Below are 21,182 nucleotides of genomic sequence, written 5' to 3'. Positions count from 1 at the left end.
AACTAGATTGTCGGGTCGCATGCCACCAGGAACCCGAGGGGCGCCTGCCGGCGCTCACGTCGACGACGACAGCACCACCCCGGCGTACGACGCACGACTCGTGCGCCGTCTGCTCACCTACGTGCGTCCCTACCGTGCGCTCATGGTGGCGGCGCTGGGGTGCATGGCCATCACGGCGGGGATGCAACTCGCCGGCCCCATGCTCACACGCTGGGTGATCGACGGGGCACTGCCCGCGCGGGACACGACGCTGGTGCTGCGGGCGGCGCTGGCCTTTGCCGGCTTGCTGGTGGTGCAGTTCGCGTCCTCGTATGGCGAGACCGTGCTGACGGCGCTCATCGGGCAGCGGGTGATGCGTGATCTGCGTCAGGAACTCTTCACGCGCCTGCAGCAGCTGCCCATCAGTTATTACGATCGCACGCCGGTGGGACGCCTCGTCACGCGGGTCACGAGCGATGTGGAAGCGCTGAACGAACTGTTCACCGCCGGCGTGGTGGCCGGCGTGGGCGATCTGTTCACGCTCGGCGTCATCGGCGTGGTGATGCTGTTCATCGACTGGAAGCTGGCGCTGGCGGCATTTGCCGTCATTCCGCTGGTGCTGCTCGTGTCTCGGCTGTTCCAGCAGCGGGTGCGCTCGAGCTACCGCGTCATCCGCACGCGGGTCGCGCAGCTCAATGCCTATCTGGGCGAACGCCTCTCGGGCATTCGCATCGTGCAGCTGTTCGGACGCGAAGCCGACGAGATCGCGCGTTTCGATACGCTCAATCGTGGGCATCTCGACGCGCAGCTCACTTCCATCACTTGGTACGCGCTGTATTTCCCGGCCATCGAGTTCCTGACCACGCTGGCGCTGGCCAGTCTGCTGGTCACGTCGGGGGTTCTGGTGGAGCGGGAGGCGCTGACGGTGGGCACCGTCGCGGCCTTTCTGCAACTCGTGCGACGGTTCTTCCAGCCGCTGCAGGATCTCTCCGAGAAGTACAACATCCTGCAGGCGGCCATGGCTGCGTCGGAGCGCATCTTCGCGCTGCTGGACACTCCACCCGCCCCGGGGCTTGCTCCCACGCCGGACCTGGCCGCGCGTGTCGCACGCATCCGACGCGACGGGGTGACGATCACATTCGACGGTGTCTGGTTCGCCTATCCCACCGAGGGTGGCATCAGCGAAGATCGGGTGCATGGGCGGGAGCAGGCCGGCGAATATCACCAGGCCTCGGCAGGCGGCGGGGCGGACGACCACGCCGCCGGCGACCGCCGGTGGGTGCTCAGGGATGTGCGATTCACGGTGGAGCCCGGCCAGTCCCTGGCGCTGGTGGGCCACACGGGGGCCGGAAAGACCACCATCGTGAGTCTCCTGCTCCGTTTCTACGAACCGCAGCGAGGGCGAATTCTCCTCAATGGGGAGGATATCCGCGGCGTGCCGGTGGACGTGCTCCGCTCGGTGATGGGGTATGTCCAGCAGGACATCTTTCTTTTTGCCGGCGATATCGCGTCGAATCTGCGGCTCGGATCCCATCTCGACGATGCCGCTTTGCATCGCGCGGCGGCGCGTGTCGGCGCCGACCGCGTGATCGAACGATTGCCCGGTGGCTGGCATCATGAACTGGGCGAACGTGGCGGCGGCATAAGCGTCGGGGAGCGCCAGTTGCTCGCCTTCGCACGCGCTATTGCGTCTGATCCCTCATTGCTCATTCTCGATGAGGCCACGAGCGCGGTCGATTCCGCCATCGAAGCGGAGATCCGGAAGGCCGTCGCCACCCTCATGCAGGGGCGCACCACGGTGGCCATCGCGCACCGGCTCAGCACCATCGTGGACGCCGACGAGATTCTCGTGCTGCATCATGGTGAGGTCGTGGAACGGGGCTCGCACCGGGCGCTCGTGGCCGCGGGTGGCATGTATGAACGCCTGTTCCGGCTGCAGGCTGGCGCTATTGGTCTTCTGGAACGCTTGCCAAGCCCGGCGGCTTCCGGGTAGCTTCGCACAGTTTCGCTTGGCCGCGCTGCCGGGCGAAGGCGCGATCGCGTCGTTCCGCGTCATTCTTCGAGACGAACCACCCTTTCCACGTGCAGCTTTCCGTCGCCGCTGGCACCGACGTTGGACGCATTAGGGCAGGCAACGAAGACAGCCTCTATGCGGACGCCGATCGGGAGCGCGGGCTCTTCATCGTCGCCGATGGTATGGGTGGGCACGCCGCCGGCGAAGTCGCCAGCGAGATGGCCGTGCAGATCGTCGCCCGTGACCTGACCGATGTCCGTGACCTCTCGCAGACCGATGCGGGCACCCGCATGGCCGAAGCGCTCAAGGCGGCCAACCGGGCCATCTACGAGCGGACCATCCAGGAAGCCGAGAAGCAGGGGATGGGCACCACGGCCTCCTGTCTGCTGGTGGGCCAGGGCCGCTACATCATCGGCCACATCGGTGATTCGCGTGTATACCTGCTCCGCGATGGCGTGTTCCGGCAGATCACCAAGGATCACTCTTACGTGCAGGAACAGGTGGATGCGGGCTTCCTGACGCCGGAGCAGGCGCGTTACCACCCCTACAGCAACGTGATCACGCGCTGCGTGGGGGCCAATGCGGCCGTGGAAGCCGACGTGCTGACCGGAGAGATCCGCAATGGCGATCTGTTCCTCGTGGCCTCGGACGGACTCACCGGCATGGTCGAGGATCCGCAGCTCCGACGGATCCTCGAGTCCAAGCAGACGCCCGGCCGTATCGTCGACTCGATGATCACCGAGGCCAACCGTCGCGGGGGACTCGATAACATCACGGCCATCGTGGTGCAGGTGATCAACGTGCTGAGCGGCAACACGGGCGAGCAGGCCACCGTCGGCCGCGGCTGACGGCGGCTTCTTCTTTCCTGCCATGTCCGCCGGCGACGAATCGGTTGGCGATATCGCCACGCTCTACCTGGGAAACCTGCTCTACGCCATCGAGCGCTGTGCGGTCTCGCTGGAGGACGAGGGCAAACCGGTGGACGCGGCGTTCTATCGCGGAATCGGACGGAAGCTGGCGGACGCCCATGGGAGAACGCGAGCTTCGGGTTCGGGGTTTGGGGGTGAACCGCCGGGTGATAGGTCGTGAGTCGCACGACCCGTGACCGTGACGCGTGACCGCTACTTGTGACCATTGACCCGCTGCTCGGCTGGTAGTCCCAAACTCATCGCCCGCCTTCCCGGAACCTTCCCCCCCACTCCCATGACCCTCGCCCGCTCGCTTTCCTTCGCGCTGCTGTTGGTGTTGCCCCTGGCCTCCGCCGAGGCGCGGGCCATGGGCGTCGGTCTCCGTTCGGCGGGGGCCTGCGCATCCGGTGAACTCGCGGCCTTCGGCAGGCCCGGACCGCAGGTCCGGCCCGCCGTGGCCGATTCGGCCATGCTGTCGCTCTTCCAGAGCGGACAGGCGTTTCCCGATTTCCTCGCGGCCGCCAAGGCGCGCCGGGAAGGGTGGCATCGTATCGCCGACAGCGCGGTCATTGCCGACGCCCTGATCGCCCGCGCGCGCGCCGTGGGCGGTACATGGCACATGCTCGTCATTGCCATCGACAGCTGCGGCGATTCGATGAATTCGGTGCCGTACGTGGCGAAGCTCGCGTCCCAGGTGCCGGGGCTCGATCTCCGCATCGTGCTCCCGGCCGAAGGCAAGGCGGTGCAGGAGCGCTTCCGCACTCTCGACGGCCGACCCACGACCCCGACCTACGTGCTGCTCGATGCCGAGGGGCGGGAGCGGGGCTGCATCACCGAGCTTCCCAAGGGCATTCGCCGATGGGCGCACGACGCCCGCGGGGCCAAGGTGGCGTCCGATTCGATCCGCGCCGGGATCAGCGCCTTCTACGCGGCCGATCGTGGGGTGTCGATCGTGACCGAAACCATCGAACTGATGGAAGCGGCACGGGATGGGCGGATGGTGTGCGAACGGGGGGAGTGACGGGAGCTGGAACTACGGGAGCTGGAACTACGGGAGCTGGAACTACGGGAGCTGGAACTACGGGGACGGGAAACCCGTTACCCCCCTAGCACCCGGCCTCCCGTACCAAGCCTCTCCCGCAGCTCCCCGGCGCCCATCCGCAGGACCCGCAGAACCTCCGCTTCCGGAACCGGCGTCCGGCCGGCCGTGAAGACCCGCAGTCGCCGCGCGCTCTGGTACAGCTCATCGCTCAACCGGGGCAGATTGAGCGCCCCTTCGAAGCCCTCCGCGGTGAGGTGCACCACACGTCCGTCCCGCCGCAGCATCGGGATGTCCACGCCGAGCATCTGGGTCTTTGCGGGGTAGTCCAGCAGAACCGCGCCCGGGAGCAGGTCGAGTTCCCGCGCGATGGCGTCCTCCACCTGCCGGGTGAGTCGATAGTCGGTGGCGATCCATTCGCCCAGGTCCTCGCCCAGCGTGGCGGCGGGGCATTCGAAGGCCCGCTTGTGCAGGCGCCGCACGCGCAGCCCGTCGAGCATGGCGCGGGCCTCCGGAACCAGCGCCGGTGTGTCGAGATGTACCAGCAGTTCCTCGTCGGTGAATCGCGACACACGGTCGGTCGCCACCGCTCCCGTGTCGATGGCCACCGCCACCAGACGCTTGTACATCGCCGTCGCGCTCCGCACGGCATGATGCCAGTACACATTGCGATACATCTGGTACTTGGCGAAGAGCAGGGACTCCAGCGCCGACAGCCCCTTCTCGTGGACGCCGATGCCCATGCCTGCCTGATCGGGGGGCTCGACCACCACCAGGGAATTGAGCAGCCGGTCCACGTCGATTTCGCCGTACGGCACTCCGCACATCGTGGCGTCGCGCTTGAGGTATTCGATCTTGTCGAGATCGATGGAGCCGGAAATCAGCCCCTGCAGCGGACTGCGACTCTGACCGGTGATGAGCGCAAAGACCTCGTCGGGCGCGTCGGGACCGAGGGCCTGGCGGAGGATGTCGCCCACGACGCCCGCCGTGATGAGCGGCCGCGCGACCTCTTCATGATCGGTGACCCCGATCTCCTCGAGCGCATGGGAGAACGGGTAGTGCCCCACATCGTGCAACAGCGCCGCGGCCCGGACGATCTGTTGCTCCCGGACCGTGATCTGCGTGAGCGCCCCGCGCTCCTCGAGCAAACGCAGCGCCAGCCCCGCCAGATGCCAGGCACCCAACGCATGCTCGAAACGGGAATGTGTGGCGCCCGGGTAGACGAGGAAGGCCAGCCCCAACTGCCGTACATACCGCAGCCGCTGCAGGACGGGCGTTTCCAGCAATGCCAGCGCCAACGGGTCGAGCCGGATGTTGTTCCAGAGCGGATCGCGCAGAATTTCCATCCCGAAAAATAGAGCGATCCCAGCTCCCGGGCGTCATTTCATCGTACGGAACGGGTTCGTCCCTCGTTCGTGCAGCTCGGCACGGGGGACGAAACGCCCCTCGTGGGGTCCAACGAAATGCGTCACGACCGCATACATGCGGGTTATATGCGGTCATTTCTGTGACCGCGCAGGCACGGCCAATCGCTCCTCCCGATGTGCGTGTGCCGTTAACAAATGCCGAAGCCCTCCGTCTAAGCGTCGTGACCACTACCACGCCTTTTTTCCGAAAACTGATTGGCGCGTTGACCCTGCTTCTCGTGAGCAGTGCCACAGCGTTTGCCCAACAGATCGACATCATCCGCGGTCGGGTGACCGGCACCGATACGCTGGCCATCCAGGGAGTGCTCGTGACTGCCACGACACTCAGTGGCAATGTCAGCCGCACGGCCCGTACCGATCGTAACGGACGTTACACCATCTCGTTCCCCGGCGGCGAAGGGGACTACTGGGTGACCTTCTCCGGCATCGGTCTGTCTCCGCGACGGTACCAGGTGAAGCGCACGGCCGATCAGGAAATTCTCATCGCGGATGCACGGCTGGCGCCGGCGGCCATCACGCTCGACGCCGTGACCGTCACCGAACGTGCCGCGGTCTCCCGCAGCGACACGGTCTCCGACGTCAGCGGCACCGAGAAGTCGGTTGCCGATGAGGCGGCCGGTTTCCTCAACGTCGATCAGCTGGGCGACCTGGCGGCGATGGCATCGGCCATCCCGGGCGTGCAACTGCTGCTCGGCGCCGACGGCGCGTCAGACGCGTTCTCGGTGTTCGGACTCGGGGGTGACCAGAACAACACCCAGCTCAATGGTCTGAACTTCGGGGATTCCCAGTTGCCGCGTGACGCGAGCGTGATGACGTCGCTGTCCACCTCGCCGTACGATGTGTCGCGGGGCGGTTTTTCGGGTGGGCAGTTGCAGGTGCGGACCCGCTCGGGATCCAACTACGTGCGCCGCTCGCTCAGCTCCAACTTCATCGCGCCGCCCATGCAGTGGGCCGACCGGGTGGGCATTGCCACCGGTCAGCAGTACACGAACATGTCGTTCGGCGGCGGTGCCTCCGGTCCCATCAAGCCGGATCGGGCGTTCTACAACTCGTCGTTCCAGTTCGATCGCCGTCTGCAGGATTTCCAGACGCTGCTCAGCACGAGCGACATCGGATTCCAGACGGCGGGTGTCTCTTCCGACTCGGTGAGCCGCCTGCTCGATATTCTCGGGGGCGCGCATGTGCCGGTCACGGTCGATGGCTACTCGCCGCAGCGCATCAACAACCGGGTCTCGTTCCTGTCGAGCTTCGACTACGTGCCGCAGAATTCGTCGCGTGGCAACACGTACGCGCTGACCCTCTCCGGTAATTTCAATCGCACGTCGCCGGTGGGTGGCGGCGGCGGATTCGGTGGCGGTTTCGGCTTTGGCGGCGGCGGATTCGGTGGGGGTGGTCTCATGGCTCCCACGCGCGATGGTGAACGCACCAATTGGGGCGGGGCCGTGCAGCTGCGGCAGAGCGGCATGCTCGGATGGAAGGGGATCTTCACCGAGACCACGGTCGGGTACACCACCAGCCGCAACGACGCCGATCCGTTCCTCGTGCTGCCGTCCGGTTCCGTGCGCGTGAATTCACAGCTCGCCGATGGATCCGCGTCGGTGAACACGCTGCAGTTCGGTGGCGCCCAGGCCATGAACAACGGCAGCGCGTCGTCGTCGTTCGCGGGCAACAATACCCTCTCCTGGTTCTCGAGCGACAATCGCCACCGGGTGAAGCTCACCACCGAGCTGCGCCGCGATCAGTTCTCGAATCTCTTCAACTTCAACGAGTACGGGAGCTTCTCCTACAACTCGCTCGAGGATCTGCAGGGCAACCGGCCCGCATCCTTCACGCGGCTGCTCTCACCGCGCACGCGCACCGGCAGCCAGATCGTCGGCGCGATGTCACTCGGTGATGCCTGGCGCCCCATCAATGATCTCCAGGTCCAGTACGGAGTCCGGGTCGACGGCAACCGCTACAACATGGGTCCGGAAACCAATCCCGACGTCCTGGCGAAGTTCGAACTCGACAATGCGCAGGTGCCCAACCGCTTCTACGTGAGCCCGCGTCTGGGCTTCTCGTGGACAGTCGGGCAGGACAAGCAGATGACGCTCCTGCCGGGCATGGTGCGCGCGCCGCGCGCGGTCATCCGCGGTGGTGTCGGTGTGTTCCAGAACACCCCCGGCACGCAGCTGATCTCCAATGCCATCGACAACACGGGGCTGCCCAGTGGTCTGCAGCAGCTCAGTTGTGTGGGCGACGCCACGCCGGTGCCCGACTGGCAGTCGTATGCCGCCGATGTGAACAACATCCCGCGCACCTGTGCCGACGGCACCAACGGGTCGGTGTTCTCGAACAGCGCGCCCAACGTCGTGCTCTTCACACCCGAGTACAAGGCACAGCGCTCCATCCGAGGCAATCTCGGCTGGCAGGGTGCGGTGCTGGGCAATCGCGCGATGTTCTCCGTCGACGGGACGATGTCGCGCAACCAGCATCAGCAGGGGGGCATCGATCTGAACTTCCCCGGCCTCCAGCAGTTCACGCTGGGCAATGAGCTGAACCGGCCGATCTTCGTGACGCCGGAGGCCATCGTGCCGACCACGGGGCAGGTGGCATGGCGTCAGGCGCGCCTCGTCGATTCCTACGGCCGCGTGACGGCGCAGACCTCCGATCTGCAGTCCGAAAGCAAGCAGCTCACGTTCAGCCTGCGTCCGATGGTGTTCAACTCCAAGTGGGGCTGGAGCCTGTCGTATGTGCTGGCCGATACGCGTGAGCAGTTCCTCGGTTTCAACAGCACCGCGGGCGTGCCGAAGGGCATCGAGTGGTCGAAGGGCACGTTCTTCTCGCGCCATCAGATCCAGTATTCGTTCAGCTACAACGCCTTCGATGCCATCCGCATCTCCTGGAACGGCAACTTCCGCTCGGGTGTGAACTACACGCCGACGATCAATCAGGACATCAACGGCGACAGCTACAACAACGATCGCGCGTTCATCTACGATCCCGCGACGGTCACCGATCCGGCTCTCAAGGCCGGTCTCGAGAACTTCCTCGCCAACGGCACGCGCGAGGCGGTGGAGTGCCTGCGCAGTCAGATGGGGCAGTTCGCCGGTCGCAATTCGTGCACGGGCCCGTGGCAGATGACGGGGAACCTGAACATCTCCTTCAATTCCCTGAAGCTGGGGCTGCCGCAGCGCGCCAGCCTGCGGCTCCAGGTCGCCAACCCGCTCAATGGCCTCGATCGCCTCATCAATGGCGAAGACGGCCTGAAGGGCTGGGGCGCGACGCCGAACCCGGGCAACAACGGCGCGCTGCTCTTCGTGCGCGGCTTCGATCCGGTCACCAACACCTTCAAGTACGAAGTCAACGAGCGCTTTGGCTCGACGCGTCCGCAGCAGACCACGCAGCGCGCCAACCCGACCTCGATCACGCTCTCGATGAACTTCGACGTCGGTCCCACGCGCGAACAGCAGCAGTTGCTGCAGCAGCTCGATCGGGGCCGCACGCGCCCGGGCAACAAGCCCTCGCTCCAGCAGCTGCGCAACACGGCGAGTGTGGGCCTCATCAATCCGATGCAGCAGCTCCTGCTGCAGGCGGATACGCTCAAGCTCACGCGCAAGCAGGCCGACAGTCTGGCCACGCTGAATCGGTGGTACGTGCTCAAGAGCGACAGCATCTGGACGCCGGTGGCGCGTTTCCTCGCCGACCTGCCGGATCGCTACAGCCACTCCGATGCGTACGGCCGCTACCGTCAGGCGCGTGAGGCGTCGGTGGATCTGCTCATTGCCGTGGCGCCGGGCATCCGCCGGATGCTGACTGAAGAACAGGTGCGCATTCTTCCGACGGCGCTCGTGTCCTTCATGGACAAGCGCAATCTCCAGGGGCTCCGTTCCGGCAGCAGCGGCGACAACCGCTTCGGCGGAGGCGGTGGCTTCGGTGGTGGCCGGTGATCCCCGCTGACCAGACGAGAATCCCTTCCATGCAGACTATCATGATCGATGCATCGGTTGCCAGGCGCCTGGCCCGCTGGAGCAGTGTCGGTGTGCTCCTGGCCGCGCTGGTGCCTGCCGTTGCCCACACGCAGGAGCCGACGCCGGCGGCGGCGCAGCCCAATGTGCCCGTGCGCGACGTCTCCGCGGTGGTGGCGCGCTCCACGCAGCCGCTCGGCGGCGTGAATTCCGTGCGCGTGCTGTCCGACGGTTCGCTGTTCGTGAACGACACGCAGCGTCGTCGCCTGCTCAAGTTCGACGCATCACTCGGTAGCCCGGTCGTCGTGGCCGATACGGCGCCCGGTGGGCTGATGCCGTACGGACAGCGGCCTCTCGGATTGATGGCGTACCTGGGTGATACCACCATCGTGGTCGATGCCTCCACCATGTCGCTGGTGGCGCTCGATCCACGGGGACGTACGCTGCGCGTGATGGCGTCGCCGCGACCGAACGACATCAATACCCTCGCCAACACGCCGCTGGCATCGCATGCCTTCGATGCCAAGGGTCGGCTCTACTACCGGCAGGGTGGCATGGGTGGCGGCCCTGGTGCGGGCGTGATGTTCGGCAACGGCAACGACCAGCGCAATCGTGGCGGTAACAACAACAACAATCGCGGCGGCGGTGGTGGTGGCGGATTCGGCGGCCCGCCGGGTGGCGGTGGCGGCGGATTTGGTGGTCCACCGGGCGGTGGCGGCGGTTTTGGTGGTGGGTTTGGCGGGGGTGGCGGACAGGGCGGTCAGGGCGGCAATGGCCCTGGCGGCCGTGGCTTCAACCCCGGCAATCAGCCGGACTCCGTGCCCATCGTTCGTGTCGATTTCGACACGCGCAAGGCCGACACGGTCACCTTCGTGAAGGTGCCGAAGAACGAAACGCAGATGACGCGGGGTGAGGATGGTTCGACGCGTATCACGCTGAAGATCAATCCGCTTCCGCAGGCCGACGACTGGGCGCTGCTCGCTGATGGAACGGTGGCCGTCATGCGCGTGCTCGACTATCACGTGGACTACTATCGTCCCGATGGATCCCACGTGGCGTCGGACAAACTGCCGTTCGACTGGAAGCACATCAGCGACGAAGAGAAGACCAAGATGGTCGACTCGCTGCAGACGCTGGCCAAGGCCGCATCGGAGCGCGCCGGTGCCGGTGGCGGCGGTGGGTTCCGCATGCACATCGAGCCCATCGGTGCCGACAAGTTGCCCGACTACTTCCCGCCCATCCGGCAGGGGTCGAGCATCGCCGACAACGAAGGCAATCTATGGGTGGTGCCGTCCACCTCGAATCTCTCCGCGCAGTTGGCGCAGACCATGATGGGTGGACGTGGCATGGGCCCCGGAATGGGGCCTGGTGGACCGGGTGGCCCGCCGGGAGGCGCCACGGGTGCGAGCGCTCCGGGGGCGGCTGGTGCGCCCGGTGCCAATGGCCGACCGGCGCAGGGAGGACAGGGCCCGCAGGGGTTGATGGGTCTGCTCCCCATGGCCAACACACCACCGCTCGTGTACGACGTGATCAGCCCCGAGGGCAAGTTGGTTCAGCGCGTGAAGCTCCCCGGTGGCCGGCAGATCGTCGGGTTCGGCCCCAATGGCGTACTGTATCTTCAGGCGCGCGAAGGACGTGACGTCTATCTCGAGTCGGTGAAGGTGCAGTAAGACGCCGAGGAACCACGAGTCCGGTTCCTCACCCTGCATATCACGACAAAGCGCCCCCGCACCGGAAGTGCGGGGGCGCTTCGTTCATCCTGCGTGCATCCTCCTACATCGGGAGAGATGCTGGTCAGCCCTTCGGGCCCGCGCCAAGAATGGCCGGCGACACCGCATCGCCGAACTTCTTGATGTTCTCACGGAACATGCCGGCCAGTTTGCTGGCCTGCGCATCGTACGCGGCGCCGTCGGCCCAGGTGCGACGCGGGTCGAGCACGTCGCTCGGCACGCCTTCGACGGCCTGCGGAATGTGGAGCCCGAAGATCGGGTCCGTTCCGAACGACGCACCGGCCAGCGAGCCATCGAGCGCGGCCCGCACCATGGCGCGCGTGTGCGAGAGCTTCATGCGCTTGCCCACGCCATAGGCGCCGCCGCTCCAGCCCGTGTTCACCAGCCACACCTGCGAGCCATGCTGCTTGAGCAACTCGCCCAGCATCTCGGCGTACTTGGTGGGGTGCCATACGAGGAACACCGCGCCGAAGCAGGCCGAGAACGTGGCCTGCGGTTCGGTCACGCCACGCTCGGTGCCGGCCACCTTGGCCGTGTAGCCCGACAGGAAATAATACATCGCCTGCTCGGGTGTGAGCTTCGCGATCGGGGGCAATACGCCGAAGGCATCGGCCGTGAGGAACACGACGTTTTTGGGGTGACCGCCGCGGCCGCTGGGCACATGGTTCTTGATGTACGGCAGCGGGTAGGACGCGCGCGTGTTCTCGGTGATGCTCTGGTTCGCGAAGTCCACCGTGCGCGACGGCTGGTTCAGCACGACATTCTCGAGAATCGTGCCGAACATCTGCGTGGTCGCGTAGATGTCGGGCTCCCCTTCGGCCGACAGATTGATGGCCTTGGCGTAGCAGCCGCCCTCGAAGTTGAACGTGCCTTCAGGCGACCAGCCATGTTCGTCGTCGCCGATGAGGCCCCGCTCGGGATCGGCGGACAGCGTGGTCTTGCCCGTGCCCGAGAGACCGAAGAAGAGCGCCGTGTCACCCGCGGGGCCGATGTTGGCCGAGCAGTGCATGGAGAGCACGCCCTGCCTGGGCAGCAGGTAGTTCATGACCGTGAACATCGCCTTCTTGAGCTCACCGGCGTATCGCGTGCCGCCGATCAGGATGGTGCGCTCGGCGAGATTGAGCACGATGAACGTGCCGGTCCGCGTGCCATGACGGGCCGGATCCGCCTGCAACTCGGGTGCGTGATAAACGGTGAAGTTGGGCGCGAACGTCGCCAGTTCTTCGAGGGCCGGGCGGATGAACATGTTGCGCACGAACGCCGCGTGCCACGCGTTGGGCAGGATGTAGCGCACGCTCAGGCGCGAGGAGGGATCGGCGCCGCAATAGAGATCCTGCACGAACAATTCATCGAGACCATTCAGGTACTGCTGCACATCGGCTTTCAACGTGGCCCAGTGTTCCGGCGAGAAGGGCTGATTGACTTTTCCCCAATCGACATCGGCCTCACTGCCGGGCTCTTTGACCACGAATTTGTCGTTGGGCGAGCGGCCGGTGTGGGGCGAGGTCACGGCGACGAAAGGCCCCATGTCCGCGAGCGTTCCTTCCTGGCGACGGATCGCTGCCTCGATCAACTCGGGAGCGACGAAATTCCAATGCACGGTGCCTTTGGGCGTGATGCCCTGTGGCGCAAGGCCACCGGCACTCTCGCGAACGGGAGCAGACGGGGAGAGCTGCGTCGCCATGATGCAAACCTCACGGAAAGCGGACAGCAGTGCGATCGCCACGCTGGAGGAGCGCGGCCACGTCACCGCAACGGGTTGCCGAACGGGTATCGACGATAGAGAACAGTGAACACGACGCGGACGTCGTATCCGGATTTTCGGTTCACGTTCGGGGCGAGCTTGAACCGAAGGTCGAAACATGTCGAAGCAACAGGCCGTGCTCAAGCGCGCCGGGCGGGTGAATTGGAGGGGATGGACCGAAGAGCCTTCTCGAAGCGCCTTCTCGAAGCGCCGATCAAAGCGGCCGATCGGGTGTATGGGTGCACTGCGCGAGCGCCACGCAGGCATTCCATGCCCACCTCGTGAGCACGACGTGAGCATTGCGTGAGCCGCCCCATTCCGCAACGTTAGTAGTGATGACGCAGACCCCGAGGATATTCGAACGCTTCCCGCTGTTGCGGCGATTGCTGTTCGTGCTGGCCTGCCTGCAGGTGCTTGCACCGGCCACGGCAGCCATCGCGGATAGCCTGAGCCTCGATCGTCGGGTCGCGTATGCGCATATCGAATCGGAAACCGGGAGTGGCTGTGTCGTCGTGCACGCGCACGACTGTGTGTTGTGTGCCATTGCCACCACGCCCATGGCGAGACCGGCGACGCACCAGATGGTGCCGCCGGAGCGACGCTGTGGCTATGTGCCGCCCCGGGCGCCCGAGCTTCCGCGCGAAGTCCGCGCCGCCACGGGCAAGGCGAGCCGCGCACCACCCGCTGCACTGAGCTGAACTCTTCGCTGTCGGGCGTGTCGCCTGCCAGCGCCTCGGTGTGTGCATCGGGAGAACCGATGACAGACCGTTCACTCCGTCGCTTCAGGTGGACCCACTCATGGTTCGTTCGTTCTTCCGTCGTGCGGAAGGTCGGCGCGTATTGGCGCCGTCCCGCATGGCTTTCTTCGCGTTCCTGCTGGGCATTCTCGCCCAGTTCACCGTCGGCACGACCCTCGCTGCGCAGAACGCGTCGGTGATCGGTGTCGTCAAGGATTCCTCAGGCGCCCCGCTGGCCAACGTGCAGGTGGTGGCGTCCGGCAGCAATCGTTCGGCACTCACCGACGAGCGGGGCGAGTTCCTGCTGCAGGGGCTGCCCGCGGGGACGTATCATCTCGACCTCGTACGCATCGGGTATGCCAGTGCGCATCAGGTCGTGACCGTCCCCTCCACTGGAGAAGTGCGGGTGGCCATTGTGATGCGCGTGGCCACCGTGCGACTCAGCAGTGTCAACGTCACCGCCACCCCTACCGGCAGCGATCCGCTCGACGTCACGCAGGCTACGGTACAGTTGGGCGGCAAGGAATTGCAGCGGGCGTTGAGTACGTCCATCGGACAGACGCTTGCCAAGGAACCGGGCATGGCCTCCCGTTTCAACGGACCGATGGCTGCCACGCCGGTGATCCGCGGACTCACCGGCGAGCGCGTGCTCGTGCTGCAGGACGGCGAGCGCACGGGCGATCTCTCGTCCGCGGCGGCGGATCACATGAATGCCGTCGATCCCAGCAGTGCCGAACGCATCGAAGTCATCCGCGGTCCGGCTTCGCTGCTGTACGGCAACAACGCCCTGGGTGGTGTGGTGAACGTCATCTCGGCGGACATCCCCACGAACATTCCGTCGAAGGCCTCAGGATACATCATGGGGCAGGGCGAGTCGGCCACGCCGGGTGGGGTGGCGGGCGTGGGGCTCACCCTGCCGATCTCCTCACGGTTCGCGCTCACTGCGCGCGGGGGGCTGCGCAACTTCAGCGACATGCGCGTCGGTGGTGGAGACAAGCAACCCAACACCAACGGTGACACGCAGCAGTTCACCGTGGGTGGTGGGTACGTGGGCCCGAAGCTCTCGCTGGGCGGTGTGTACCGGCAGATGGACTTTGAATACGGCCTGCCGCACGATCCCGAGGAAGAGGCGGTCCGTATCGACGGGGTGCGTCGTGCGGGTTCGTTCCAGGGCACCCTCAACACCGGACGCATCGGGCTGTCGTCCATCCGCCTCGATCAGACGGTGCAGAGTTATCGGCACGCCGAGATCGAGGAGGACGGCGGGGTCGGTACGCGCTTCAGTCTCAACACGCAGACCACCAATCTCGTGGCGCGCACGCGAGCCGGTCGTGTGAATGGTGCGGTGGGTGTGCAGGGGATCTTCCGGCAGTACACACCGGTCGGTGAGGAAGCCTTCACGCCTGCGGCCGACAACAAGAATCTGGCGGCCTTCGTGTTCCAGGAGTTTTCGCTGTCCGGCAATCCCGATGCGGAGCACGCACCGCGCCTGCAACTGGGGGCACGCTACGACCGCTTCACGATCGATACACGTCCCGGTGAAGAGGCCGAACGGTTCGGGGCCCCACGGACGCGGGACTTCGACAATGTGGCCGCATCGGTTGGTCTGAGCATACCGGTCACCGACGGGGTGTCGTTGTCGGGGAACGTGTCGCGCGGCTTCCGCGCGCCGGCGGTGGAAGAGCTGTATGCCGACGGATTCCATGCGGCGGTCGGTACCTACGATGTGGGCAACCCGAATCTCGAGGCCGAACGCAGCACCGGACTCGAAGCAGGGCTGCGCGCCCAATCGCCGCGGGTCTTCGCGCAACTCAACGGGTACTACAACCGCATCGACGACTACATCACGCCGGTTGCGTTGGCGGAGCCGAAGGAGGTCGACGGAGAGGAGGTGCCCTCCGTGACGTTCGAAGGACGCAACGCGGTGCTCGCGGGCGTGGAAGCCCAGGTGGAGTCGAAGCTGGTGCATCACCTGGTGGGCGGATTCATGGGTGACTACACCCGCGCCTCCATTCGTGGCAGCGACGATGTCCTGCCGTACATTCCGGCCGGCCGTATCGGCGCTTCGTTGCGCTACGACAACGGCCGCATGTCCGTGGGTGGTGATGTGCGCCGCGTATTCGCGCAGAACCGCGTCCTCGACGACGGTCTGGATGTGCCAACCGGGGCCTACACATTGCTGGATCTGTCCGCTGGCTGGTTGTTCACGGTGGCGGGCCGTCAGGTGCATTCGGTGACGCTGCGCGTGGACAATGCGCTCGACGAGCAGTACCGCGATGCCACCAGCCGCATCAAGCGGTTCGCATACAACCCGGGCCGCAACATCGCGCTGGTGTACAAGCTGCTGTACTGAAGGTCCTTGACCGAAGGATCCATTCACTGCGCGGGGGCACGCCGACATCGGTGTGCCCCCGCCGGTGTATTGCTCAGCTCCGGGATGCGTTCGTGCGCTCCACCAGCGCTTCCAGCTTGTCGAACGAACCGGTCCAGCCCTGTGTCATCCCCCCACGTTCCGCCACGAACGCCGCGATTTCCTCCGGCGTGGCGGCACCGTACACCTCCCACCGCACCGTGACCCGTGTCGTGGCCGGTCCTTCTTCCGACAACAACACGGTGGTGAGCATCTTCTCCGGCCATGTGGGGGCGCCGGGGTGACGCGAGATGTTCTCCTGCGCGTCGGTGAAATACTGCACATACACGATGCGGTCGGGGCGGTGCAGATCGAGATAGGCCACCCGGCCGTACATCGTGAACTGGCCGTTGGTCATCGAATAGAATCCCTCGCCGCCGGGCCGGATGTCGAGACGATGGAATTCCATCGTGAAGTCCGTGGGCGGCAACCACTGCGAGAAGTGTTCGGGTCGGGTCCACATGTCGAACATCGTCCCGATCGGGGCATCGAAGCTGCGATTGATGACGAAGATTTCCTGATCCGACGTCTTTTTCTCCAGATACTCGGCCAGACGATCCCACGTGCCGTTACCACCCGCCGTCTTGATGAACGCGCGGGTCTGCTGCGCTTCCTCCGCCGTCGCCAGCGTCATGCGCATGTCGAGTTCCGTCTTCCCGTCCAGTTCCCGGAACTCGGCGGTGACCCGGAACAGCGGCTTCGCGTCGCTCGCGGAAGCGCCGTGATCGTACACGAGACGTCGTTGCGGCTCCACTTCGTGATAGCGCGTGAAGTTGGGCCAGTCCTTGCCATCGGGGCCATGCATGGTGTACACCCAGGTGCCTCCGACGCGCAGATCGCGGCTGTGAGTCGTCACGGTGAAACCACGGGGACCCCACCACTGGATCACCTGCGCCGGATCCGTCCAGGCGTCCCACACCATGCCGATGGGCGCATCGTACACACGGATGATCCGGATCTCGTTGGCGTTGGCATCAACTGTTGCAGTCATCGTTCGTTTCTCGCGGTGAGGCGCCGGTGGCGGCGTTGGGTGAAGCGTTGAGTGAGGCGTGAGCGGACGCGCCGCTGAGGGTCTTCAGATACTCGCCCAGTCGATCCAGACTCTCCTCCATGAAGGCGCGATAGTCCTCCATCCAGGCGGATACATCCTTCAGGGGATCGGGGTTGAGCCGGCACGGCCGCCACTGCGCCTCGCGCCCCTTCGTGACGAGTCCGGCCTTCTCCAGCACCTTGAGGTGCTTGGTCACACCGGGAAGCGTCATGTGCCCCAGGAAGGGTTCGGCGAGCTCCGTGACACTGGCCTCGCCCTGCCTCAGGCGTGCCAGTATTGCGCGTCGGGTTGGATCGGCCAGCGCCGAGAAGGTCTGGCTCAGGGTGTCGTGCATGATATACCTGAAAGTTAATTAACCTTTTGGTATAATATTGTACAAATGGCACGGCGCAAGAGGGGAGCGCAGAGACCGTCGACCACCCGGCCACCCGGCTATGTCGTTCGCCTATTCGCGATCTGCAGGGCCTACACTCGCCGCCGCATCCCCGGCCGCATAGGCCCGCAGCCGATGCAACATGCGCCCATCCGTCTCCGCCGGCGTATCGCCCTTGGGCGTCTCGATCACCTTCGGAATCGGTGCCAGCCGTTCGTCGGTCATGATGCGGCGGAACATATCCGCGCCGAGACTGCCTTCGCCGATGAGCTCATGGCGATCGAGATGTGAACCGAGGCGGGCTTTCGAATCGTTGAGATGCAGACAGCCCAGCGCACTGAATCCGATGGTATCGCCGAAGTGCGACCAGACCTCGTCGTAGTGCGCGACGAGATCGTACCCGGCGGCCCACACGTGCGCGGTGTCGAGACACACTCCCACCCGATCGCGCAGTGCCGTGGGAATCTGCGCGAGCAATGCGGCCATTTCTTCGAAGGTCGATCCCAGGACCGTCCCCTGACCGGCGGTCAGCTCCATGAGCAGACGTGTGGGGCCGGGCTCCGCTTCCAGAGCCGCCACGATACCATCGACGTTGCGCGCCAGACCACTGGGACGATCGTCGATGAAGTTGCCGGGATGAGACACCAGCGCGTCGAGGCCGAGCGCATGACATCGCCGCAGCTCCGTGCGGAAACTCTCCAGGGAACGGGCGCGCAGTTCCGTGTTGGGCGAAGCGAGATTGATCAGATAGGAGTCGTGCGCACAACACCACCGTACCGACGTTTCCGCCATCGCCTCGCGGAATCGTAGGGCTTCGGTGGCGTCCACTTCACGTTCCGCCCATCGATTGGCCTGCTTGGTGAAGATCTGCGCGGCCGTGGCGTCGATTTCACGGGCCCGTGTGGCTGCTTCCCAGGTGCCCCCGGCAATGGAGAGATGGGCTCCCAACGGTGCACGATCCCGGCGGGCATCGCCGGCATCCACCACGGGAAACGTTCGTGATGTCAGCGCTGTCCGCGCAACCATTCCAACGGATCCACGGCCCGCCCCTTGGGACGGATCTCGAAATGCAGATGTGGCGGCAACTCGGGATCTGTGTCACCCACGGTGCCGATCACCTGTCCCTTGCTCACCTGCTGGCCTTTACGCACATCGATGCGCTGCAGCGAACCGTACACGGAATAGTCGCCCCCGCCATGCTGCACGATCACGGTGGGTCCGTACGTGCCGACGTTGTCGGCGAGCACCACTTCACCCGCCGAAATGGACTTCACCGCGGCGCCGGTATTGGCGCCGATGCCGATGCCATTCCAGCGCGTCGTGGTGTTGTTGGGATTCACGACCCGCCCGAATCGATAGAGAATCGTGCCGTCCACCGGCCAGTCGAGTTTGCCGAGATCCGAGGTGCGGATGGACGACGGCGCGGCGGGACGGGCATTGGGTGTCATCTCGGCGCGGCGCCGCGCGGTTTCGAGCGCCGCGATCGCGCCGGCAATACGGGATTCGTCACGGGCGAGCTGCTGCAGACGCGCGCGGGCCTGCTCCGTCGAGCGTTGCACCGTCGCGAGGTTGCGCTGACTCCGTGTCTCGAGATCGGCCAGACGCCGGGCTTCGCGGTCCTTCTCCTGACGATTGCGCGCGACGTCCTCCTGCAGACGCACCAGCAGCATGCGCTGGTTGATGATCTGGTCGCGCAGCCCCTCCACCCGCCGCACGAGACTGCGATCGCGCAGGGCGAGTTCGTGCAGATACTTGTAGCGCGCCACCAGGCTGGCAAAGGAGTGCGCCGAGAGCATCGCTTCCACATCGTAGAGACTGCCGCGCTTGTAGATCTCCACCATGCGTCGCTGCAAGGCCGAGCGTTTGTCGCCCAGCTCCTGCTCGGCCTTCACCAATCCCGCACCGGCCTTGGTGACTTCCTCGTTGATGGTGTTGAGTTGCCGATCGAGCGCCAGCACCAGACGCCGCGTGGTCTGACGCTGCGCCTCGAGGTTGTTCACTTCTTCGGCGAGCGTGCGGGCCGAGCGCTGCAATTGGTTCATGCGCGCCTCGAGATCGCCGCGTTCCTTGCGCAGCTTGTCGAGTTCGCTCTGCTGTTGACGCAGGCGTTGATCGGCGTTGGGGGGCGGTTGATTGCCCGTCGCCTGCGCCGCGAGCCCGGCGGTACCGACAACACACCATGTCGCCACGCTCAGGAGCGCGCACCTCCATCCCCACGACCGGGTTTGCACCGGGCGCCCCATCAGGGTTCGCGCCACACCTGGCGCAGATGGCGGCCCACGGAGAGCCAGCTACCGACCAGGCCCAGTGCGCCACCGGCAAGAATGCCGAGCGCGATCTGCTCACCCGTGAAGAACGTGGTCTGCATGAGATTGCGCGAGACCAGTTGCGCCGTGGCCCAGGTGAACAGCACGGCGAGTGTGCCGCCGAGCAGTCCTTTGATGGTGCCATCGAGGAGGTAGGGCAATCGCACGAACCAGTTCGTTGCGCCGACCAGGCGCATGATCTCGATTTCCCTGGTGCGCGCGAGAATGGCCATGCGAATGGTGGCTCCGATGATGATCACGGCCACGAGCGCAAAAACCCCGCCCAGCACCGAACCGGCAAGACCCGCGATGTTGCGGATCTTGTACAGCTTCTCCACCCACTCGCGACCGTATCGCACTTCTTCAACCACGGGGTAGGTCTGCAGCTTCCGGGAGAGTTGCTGCACCGTTTCGGGATCGCGGTACCCTTCCTTGAGGCGCAATTCCACGGAGCCGGGCAGGAACGTGCCTTCCATCACGTCGCGGAATTCCTCCAGCTCGGCCCGCGCGCGTTGCAGCGCGGAGTCTGGCGAGACGTATCCCACGTCGGCGACTTCGGGGAGGTTGTTGATGCCGCGGATCAGTTCCTCCACCTGGGCATCACGCGCGCCTTCCACGAGGAAGGCGCGGATCTCCACCCGGTCTTCGATCTCGCGCAGCGCCGAGCGGATGTTGAGCGCCACGAGTCCGAACAGCCCGAACGCAAAAAGCGAGAACGCGATGGTGACGACGCCCAGCACGGCCAGCAGCGGCGCACGGCGAAACGCCAGCACCACTTCACGAAGCGCGAGTCTCATCGCCGCCCCCGCATGTCGGCCAGCAGACGGGCGGTGTCCGTGCCATCGAACACCAGCTCGCCCGCGGCGAGTTCGAGGAACCGCAGGTTCGCGCGCTGGATCATGCTCACGTCGTGCGTGGCCATCAGTACGGCGGTACCACGCGCATTGATCTCGCGCAGCAGCAGGAAGATGGCGTGCGTGGCCCGATCATCGAGATTGCCGGTGGGTTCGTCGGCCAGCAGCAGGAACGGATCGTTGGCCAGCGCGCGCGCGATGGCCACACGCTGCTGCTCGCCACCCGACAGTTCATGCGGATAGGCGGTGGCCTTGGAGGCCAGTCCCACCTGCGTGAGCAGACGCGCCACCCGGGGGGCGATCTGTGCATGCGGAGCGCCGGTCACTTCGAGCGCGAACGCGACGTTCTGTTCCGCCGTGCGATCGGGGAGCAGACGGAAATCCTGGAAGACGATACCGATGCGTCGCCGGAGGTGCGGGATCTCACGCTGCCGGATGGTCTTGCTGGAGAAGCCCGAGACGCGCACTTCTCCCTGCGTGGGACGTTCGGCCATCGACAGCAGCTTGAGCAGCGTGCTCTTGCCGGCTCCGCTGTGGCCCACGAGAAAGACGAACTCCCCTTTACGCAGTTCGAACGACACGTCGCGCAGTGCGGTGCCGGAACGGGCGTATTCCTTTGATGCGTTCGCGACACGGACGATGCCCGCGGTTTGGGGCTCCACC

General features: G+C 65.4%; 16 protein-coding genes. 8 read left to right on the top strand and 8 right to left on the bottom strand.

Annotated elements, in window-relative coordinates; all coding sequences use genetic code 11:
• Nucleotides 1-19: 19 nt before the first annotated feature.
• From WG208_RS15680 to WG208_RS15665, 4 genes are all read left to right on the top strand, one after another.
• Nucleotides 20-1,972: an ABC transporter ATP-binding protein gene (locus WG208_RS15680; RefSeq protein WP_337172317.1), complete on the top strand. Its 1,953-nt coding sequence runs from the start codon at nucleotides 20-22 to the stop codon at nucleotides 1,970-1,972.
• Between the two features lie 89 nt (nucleotides 1,973-2,061).
• On the top strand, nucleotides 2,062-2,841 hold the full coding sequence (locus WG208_RS15675; RefSeq protein ID WP_337172316.1) for a Stp1/IreP family PP2C-type Ser/Thr phosphatase: 780 nt from the start codon (nucleotides 2,062-2,064) through the stop codon (nucleotides 2,839-2,841).
• 22 nt (nucleotides 2,842-2,863) lie between these two features.
• Nucleotides 2,864-3,082, top strand: coding sequence for a hypothetical protein (locus WG208_RS15670; RefSeq protein WP_337172315.1), 219 nt, complete (start codon nucleotides 2,864-2,866; stop codon nucleotides 3,080-3,082).
• A gap of 114 nt (nucleotides 3,083-3,196) precedes the next feature.
• Nucleotides 3,197-3,922 (top strand): thioredoxin family protein, encoded by a 726-nt coding sequence (locus WG208_RS15665; RefSeq protein WP_337172314.1) that lies wholly within the window; start codon nucleotides 3,197-3,199, stop codon nucleotides 3,920-3,922.
• Between the two features lie 77 nt (nucleotides 3,923-3,999).
• Here WG208_RS15665 and WG208_RS15660 read toward each other — a convergent pair whose 3' ends face one another.
• Entirely contained in the window at nucleotides 4,000-5,286 is a 1,287-nt protein-coding gene (locus WG208_RS15660) for an HD domain-containing protein (protein ID WP_337172313.1), read from the bottom strand.
• 299 nt (nucleotides 5,287-5,585) lie between these two features.
• Here WG208_RS15660 and WG208_RS15655 point away from each other — a divergent pair, with 299 nt between their 5' ends.
• Nucleotides 5,586-9,296, top strand: coding sequence for a carboxypeptidase-like regulatory domain-containing protein (locus WG208_RS15655; RefSeq protein WP_337172312.1), 3,711 nt, complete (start codon nucleotides 5,586-5,588; stop codon nucleotides 9,294-9,296).
• A 29-nt stretch (nucleotides 9,297-9,325) separates the two neighbouring features.
• Nucleotides 9,326-10,984, top strand: coding sequence for a hypothetical protein (locus WG208_RS15650; RefSeq protein ID WP_337172311.1), 1,659 nt, complete (start codon nucleotides 9,326-9,328; stop codon nucleotides 10,982-10,984).
• A 124-nt stretch (nucleotides 10,985-11,108) separates the two neighbouring features.
• Here WG208_RS15650 and pckA read toward each other — a convergent pair whose 3' ends face one another.
• On the bottom strand, nucleotides 11,109-12,728 hold the full coding sequence (pckA, locus tag WG208_RS15645) for a phosphoenolpyruvate carboxykinase (ATP) (RefSeq protein WP_337172310.1): 1,620 nt from the start codon (nucleotides 12,726-12,728) through the stop codon (nucleotides 11,109-11,111).
• 395 nt (nucleotides 12,729-13,123) lie between these two features.
• Here pckA and WG208_RS15640 point away from each other — a divergent pair, with 395 nt between their 5' ends.
• Nucleotides 13,124-13,486 (top strand): hypothetical protein, encoded by a 363-nt coding sequence (locus WG208_RS15640; protein WP_337172309.1) that lies wholly within the window; start codon nucleotides 13,124-13,126, stop codon nucleotides 13,484-13,486.
• A 100-nt stretch (nucleotides 13,487-13,586) separates the two neighbouring features.
• Nucleotides 13,587-15,878, top strand: a complete 2,292-nt coding sequence (locus WG208_RS15635) for a TonB-dependent receptor (RefSeq protein ID WP_337172308.1) — start codon at nucleotides 13,587-13,589, stop codon at nucleotides 15,876-15,878.
• Between the two features lie 73 nt (nucleotides 15,879-15,951).
• Here WG208_RS15635 and WG208_RS15630 read toward each other — a convergent pair whose 3' ends face one another.
• The 6 genes from WG208_RS15630 to ftsE all read right to left on the bottom strand — a co-directional run bounded on the left by WG208_RS15630 (nucleotide 15,952) and on the right by ftsE (nucleotide 21,181).
• Nucleotides 15,952-16,926 carry an SRPBCC family protein gene (locus WG208_RS15630; protein WP_337172307.1) on the bottom strand — a complete coding sequence of 325 codons (975 nt, stop codon included), beginning with the start codon at nucleotides 16,924-16,926 and terminating at the stop codon, nucleotides 15,952-15,954.
• Entirely contained in the window at nucleotides 16,910-17,320 is a 411-nt protein-coding gene (locus WG208_RS15625; protein ID WP_337172306.1) for a metalloregulator ArsR/SmtB family transcription factor, read from the bottom strand. The genes WG208_RS15630 and WG208_RS15625 overlap by 17 nt, the downstream gene beginning before the upstream one ends.
• Nucleotides 17,321-17,431: 111 nt before the next feature.
• Nucleotides 17,432-18,385 (bottom strand): deoxyribonuclease IV, encoded by a 954-nt coding sequence (locus WG208_RS15620; RefSeq protein WP_337172305.1) that lies wholly within the window; start codon nucleotides 18,383-18,385, stop codon nucleotides 17,432-17,434.
• The gene (locus tag WG208_RS15615; protein WP_337172304.1) at nucleotides 18,364-19,548 is read right to left on the bottom strand and encodes a peptidoglycan DD-metalloendopeptidase family protein; all 1,185 of its coding nucleotides are present in this window, start codon (nucleotides 19,546-19,548) and stop codon (nucleotides 18,364-18,366) included. The genes WG208_RS15620 and WG208_RS15615 overlap by 22 nt, the downstream gene beginning before the upstream one ends.
• A gap of 53 nt (nucleotides 19,549-19,601) precedes the next feature.
• Nucleotides 19,602-20,462, bottom strand: coding sequence for a permease-like cell division protein FtsX (locus tag WG208_RS15610; protein WP_337172303.1), 861 nt, complete (start codon nucleotides 20,460-20,462; stop codon nucleotides 19,602-19,604).
• Complete coding sequence (ftsE, locus tag WG208_RS15605) at nucleotides 20,459-21,181, bottom strand: cell division ATP-binding protein FtsE (protein ID WP_337172302.1); 723 nt, start codon at nucleotides 21,179-21,181, stop codon at nucleotides 20,459-20,461. The genes WG208_RS15610 and ftsE overlap by 4 nt, the downstream gene beginning before the upstream one ends.
• Nucleotide 21,182: the final 1 nt, after the last annotated feature.

Origin of the sequence: Gemmatimonas aurantiaca, assembly GCF_037190085.1 — a bacterium.
GTDB classification, from domain to species: Bacteria; Gemmatimonadota; Gemmatimonadetes; order Gemmatimonadales; family Gemmatimonadaceae; genus Gemmatimonas; species Gemmatimonas aurantiaca_A.
This window is presented reverse-complemented; position numbering and strand designations above follow the sequence as displayed.

Bases quoted from the DNA above. Each gene is read 5' to 3' on its own strand.
- WG208_RS15640 (WP_337172309.1), top strand. From the start codon at position 13,124: ATGACGCAGACCCCGAGGATATTCGAACGCTTCCCGCTGTTGCGGCGA.
- WG208_RS15680 (WP_337172317.1), top strand. From the start codon at position 20: ATGCCACCAGGAACCCGAGGGGCGCCTGCCGGCGCTCACGTCGACGAC.
- WG208_RS15665 (WP_337172314.1), top strand. From the start codon at position 3,197: ATGACCCTCGCCCGCTCGCTTTCCTTCGCGCTGCTGTTGGTGTTGCCC.
- WG208_RS15650 (WP_337172311.1), top strand. From the start codon at position 9,326: ATGCAGACTATCATGATCGATGCATCGGTTGCCAGGCGCCTGGCCCGC.
- pckA (WP_337172310.1), bottom strand. From the start codon at position 12,728: ATGGCGACGCAGCTCTCCCCGTCTGCTCCCGTTCGCGAGAGTGCCGGT.
- WG208_RS15635 (WP_337172308.1), top strand. From the start codon at position 13,587: ATGGTTCGTTCGTTCTTCCGTCGTGCGGAAGGTCGGCGCGTATTGGCG.
- WG208_RS15625 (WP_337172306.1), bottom strand. From the start codon at position 17,320: ATGCACGACACCCTGAGCCAGACCTTCTCGGCGCTGGCCGATCCAACC.
- WG208_RS15660 (WP_337172313.1), bottom strand. From the start codon at position 5,286: ATGGAAATTCTGCGCGATCCGCTCTGGAACAACATCCGGCTCGACCCG.
- WG208_RS15630 (WP_337172307.1), bottom strand. From the start codon at position 16,926: ATGACTGCAACAGTTGATGCCAACGCCAACGAGATCCGGATCATCCGT.
- WG208_RS15670 (WP_337172315.1), top strand. From the start codon at position 2,864: ATGTCCGCCGGCGACGAATCGGTTGGCGATATCGCCACGCTCTACCTG.
- WG208_RS15610 (WP_337172303.1), bottom strand. From the start codon at position 20,462: ATGAGACTCGCGCTTCGTGAAGTGGTGCTGGCGTTTCGCCGTGCGCCG.
- WG208_RS15620 (WP_337172305.1), bottom strand. From the start codon at position 18,385: ATGGTTGCGCGGACAGCGCTGACATCACGAACGTTTCCCGTGGTGGAT.